Source organism: Pseudomonadota bacterium (genome assembly GCA_030860485.1).
In the GTDB taxonomy this organism is placed as follows: Bacteria; Pseudomonadota; Gammaproteobacteria; order JACCXJ01; family JACCXJ01; genus JACCXJ01.
Genome location: JALZID010000250.1, coordinates 1 through 4,195 on the forward strand (window position 1 = coordinate 1; position 4,195 = coordinate 4,195).

1 protein-coding gene and 2 pseudogenes are annotated in these 4,195 nt (G+C 62.1%); 1 reads left to right on the forward strand and 2 read right to left on the reverse strand.

Translation table 11 applies throughout. The features are described 5' to 3' along the window. Nucleotides 1-606 precede the first annotated feature (606 nt). Nucleotides 607-3,259, forward strand: a pseudogene (locus M3461_15500) (acyltransferase domain-containing protein). Between the two features lie 264 nt (nucleotides 3,260-3,523). On the opposite strand, the gene M3461_15505 reads toward M3461_15500, so the two are convergent. Beyond that, complete coding sequence (locus M3461_15505) at nucleotides 3,524-4,027, reverse strand: PKD domain-containing protein (protein ID MDQ3775647.1); 504 nt, start codon at nucleotides 4,025-4,027, stop codon at nucleotides 3,524-3,526. Next, nucleotides 4,019-4,195 (reverse strand): annotated as a pseudogene (locus M3461_15510) (transposase). The gene M3461_15505 and the pseudogene M3461_15510 overlap by 9 nt, the downstream one beginning before the upstream one ends.

Consider the following 4,195-nt stretch of genomic DNA (forward strand, 5'->3'; position numbering starts at 1 on the left):
CCAGGCTGGCCATGCATCGTCATCGACTCCGCTCTTCAGTGTCTCGCTACCTGCACATTATCCCTTAGCCATGACTCGCTGTAAACCACAATTCGCCGTGACAAAGACAATTTTTAGAGGTGCCCTACTATATGAATGAGAGCATTGAGCAGCCCTGACGTTGGTTATCTCCATAACCAAGCTGGGGCAGTGCACACCCGTGCTAGTAACAGATTTCCGAATGATGGGTATTTTGCCATGATCCGACATATTAAGACTCAGGCTCGACTTGCATCCCCGTTCGCCCATGCTCTCGCTTTGCTGGCGGCCTTCGCAGCCAGCTTCAGCGACGCACGTAGCGCGACGACCTGAGACCTTTCGCCGAACGCGCCGTTCGAGACGCCACAGTACGCGTCCGACACCGCCTTCTATTCTTCGGTGGGCATCGACATTCAGCAAGAAGTCTCCCGCGCGCAATGGCACCTTGCGAGAATAGTTCTCAACCAGACACAGGAGAGCGATCGCCTCACGGCTCTTGGCCGTCTACTCCGGGGCCAACAGCCTTGCCGTGGCTCAGCCGACTTCGTGATAGCTGGTGGGGTAGACATCAGCCTAGACCCCTTCGAACTGATAGGCTTTGCAAAGACCGGAGCTCTGACACCGACGGAAATGTCGGTGTACGACAAGCGGGGCAACGGCTTCATCCCGGGTGAGGGATGCGGCTTCGTTGGCTTGAAGCGCCTCACCGATGCGCGGCGGGACGGCAACAAGATTTACGCCGTATTGGATGGCTGGGGGATGTCATCGGACGGCAAAGGAGGGCTGACTGCCCCGAGCGTGAAAGGTCAGAGCATTGCGCTGCTCCGTGCCTATGAACAAGCCGGAATCGACCCGCGCAGCATCGACTTCATCGAAGGACACGGGACTGGCACCGCGGTCGGGGATCGTACTGAGTTGCTAGCGATCGCCAAAGCGCTCTCCGAGAAGGGCGACGCCGGCAGAAGACGCTGCGGAGTTACCTCATTCAAGTCGATCGCGGGTCACACGAAGGCAGCCGCAGGCGTCGGCGCGCTCATCAAGGCGACCATCGCGGTCAACCAACGGGTCATACCCCCGACGGCAGGTTGTGCGCTGCCACACGACGTCTTTCCAGGTGAATCCACCTGCCTGTACCCAGTCCTGCGGGGAGAGGTTCATCCGCCGCACAAGCGGCTGCGAACCGGAGTCTCGGCCATGGGGTTCGGCGGTATCAACGTGCACGTGACGCTCACCTCCGGCGAGCGGCCCATCGAAGACCTTCTGCCAGAGGTCGGTGAACGGGCGGCCATGGCGTCGAGCCAAAACAGCGAGGTGTTCTGTCTTTCCACCGCAACGACTCCCGAGCTGATCGCGCTGGTGGAAGATCTCCGGTCCGATGCCGTCGGCGCGAGCCTGGCCGAGCTTGCCGACCTGGCAGCCTCGCTGAATCCAAGGAATGACCCCAAGCTGCCCGTCAGAGCGACGGTCCTCGCGCGCTCTCCGGAGGAGTTGACTCGGAGACTCGGCGCTCTTTTTGAGCATCTCCGGACGGCGTTCCAGCATGGGAAGCCGCTCTTCGATCGCAACAATGGCCTGGCCGCTGCTCATGGGCTCGACGGCTGCTCCTTCGGCTTCGTTTTCCCCGGTCAGGGTTCTCAGAGAACCAACATGGCCCGCGCTCTCGTCGAGCGCTTCGGATGGGCTCGGGCGCTCCTCGACGACGCGGACAAGTGGGCCAAGGAGCTCAGAACCGAAGGTCTGTCGAGCAGCATGTACCCAGACGCGGACCGACAGGTTGGCAAGGACGAGCAGGAGCAAGCGGCCAGGCAGCTGAGAGAGACTCAGTGGGCGCAGCCATCGATCGTCTTGGCGTCGCTCCTGTGGCTTAAATACCTCGAGCGGCTAGGGATATCGGCAAAGAGCGTGATGGGGCACAGCCTGGGGGAGTTGACTGCATTCTACGCAGCCGGCGCGTTCGATGAAAAGACACTCATCCAGTTGGCCACCCTGCGCGGGCAACTGATGGCGGGGAGCGACCAAGCGCCATCGGGAGGCATGCTGAGCTCGGCCTGCGGACCGGCAGCACGCCGAGACGCTCGTCAACAAAGTCGATGCCAAGGGGCCGCTGGTCGTAGCTAATGTCAACGGTCCCTCTCAAACGGTGATCTCGGGAAACATCGCGGCGATCGAGTCGCTCAAGGAACTGGCGCAGAAGCAAGGTATCTCGGCCCAGCGTCTGCCGGTCAGCAATGCGTTCCATTCGCCGCTCGTGGCGAAGGCGGCCGAACGGTTGCGAGAGCTGACGCGGATACCACGGTCGCCGGCCCGCATCGACGGCTCGCTGATCTCCTCGTGTGACGGGAGCCATGTCTCCACCGATGTAGACATGCGCGAGCACTTCGCGGCCCAAATCGTGAAGCCTGTCGACTTCATGAGCGCAGTGGAGTCCTTGAGCAAGCACTGCGACGTGCTGGTCGAGGTGGGGCCCGGCGGCATTCTATCTAAACTGATTTCCCAAATTCGCCAGGGTCCACGTCTCTCGGTGTGGCCGGTCGAACGCGATGCCGAATCCTTCGACGATCTCAACTGGTTGATTGGTCTGGCGCACGTATACGGCACGCCCATCGCCTGGCAGGAAGTGTACGCACAGCGCATCATCAAGCCCTTCATTCCAGCGAAGAACCTGAGCTTCCTCGTGAATCCGTGCGAACGTCCGCTCGACGTAGCCGAGGCGCATGGGATCAACCTTGCCGGCGAGGTCCTGGAAGAGCGCGAAGATGCCTCCGGGATTTCCGAGGTGGCACCTCCCATCGCCGAGGCGCCTGCCAAGAACGGAGGGGCCGCGTCCGCTGCCTACCAGGTCATCCTCGAGACAGCGACGAGACTGACGGGGTACTCGGCCGCCAAAATCAATCCGAAACACCGCCTGGCCGATGACCTGAACCTCGACTCGATCAAGGTCAGCACCCTGATCGAGGAGGCGTGCGCCGCCCTTGGCGTACCGGGTCAACTCGACCCAGCGGCTTGGGCTGGGGCCACGCTCGGTAGTATAGCCCGAGAGTTGGATGCAGTGGTGGCCGCGAAGCGTGCGCCAGCGACTACAACCAGGCCCTACGCGGAAGGAGTCCTGCTCGACCTCGCTGCGCAGGTCACGGGCTTCGACCGTGCAGCCCTGGTACCGACGGCTTCGTTTACCGAGGACCTGAACCTCGATTCCATCAAGATCGCTGACCTCATTTCGAAGGCGGAAGCCGCTCTAGGCATCGGACCAAGCGTCGACCCTGCCGCAGCGGCCACGGCCACCATTGGCGAGGTGGCCGCGAAGATGGAGGCTCTGCGTCCCTCTGGTCCCAAAGCCAACGGGTCGACAATCCAATTGCAGCCGAGCCCCAAGTCTGCGCCGGCAGACTGGGTCAGAACGTTCGAAATGCGCCTGGTCCCGTCCACGCTCGAGGCGAAGCAAGGCGCGGCTCCCGAGTATGCCAACCGCCTGGTGGTGATTCAGTGCGATCAGGAAGACCGGGAGCTAGGGGTAGCGCTCGGTCAGCGGTTTACGGCTCTGGGTGCTCGTATCTTGACCGTAGACGATGCTCAGTTGCTGAATGAGATGCGGACCGACATCGACCGCATCGTCGTCATCTTGCCGAGGAGCGTTCCGCAGGGAGCGCGTGCGAGCGAGTTGCTGGCTCGTTCGATCGCGCGGTTGCGCGCCGCCGCCATCGCTTCCGCGCGGGGTGGCGCCGCTGATGGTCCCTGTGTTGCCCTTGCCGGAGGCATCGACCACGGTCGTGCCGCTGGCTTCTTCGAAGTTGTATGCCCCTACCAGCCCGTCGTTATTTCCACCGCCACCGCCGCTGCTTGAGGAGACCGTGATGTAACTGTTTTGGGTCTTGGTATTGGTCCCGCCAGGCCCAGTGGCTGTCAGGCTTACCGTATAGGTCCCCGCGTTGGTGTAGGTGTACGCGGTGCTTGGCGCGGTGCTCGTGCTCCCATCCGCAAAGCTCCAGGCGTATCCACTCACCGAGAGCATGAATAGGCGGTCACGGCGGGCGGGGGAGGTCGTGTGGACGTGCGCCATGCCCAGACCGAACTTATGGTCCTTGATGTCACGAAAGGTGGTCTCGATCCCCCATCTCTTGCCGTAGAGGTTGATCACCTCGGCCGCTCTCGCTTCGGGATCACTCACCACCAGACACCA

What these genes read in the sequence shown, in the direction of transcription:
- M3461_15505 (MDQ3775647.1), bottom strand. Translation starts at nt 4,027, where the DNA reads ATGCTCTCGGTGAGTGGATACGCCTGGAGCTTTGCGGATGGGAGCACG.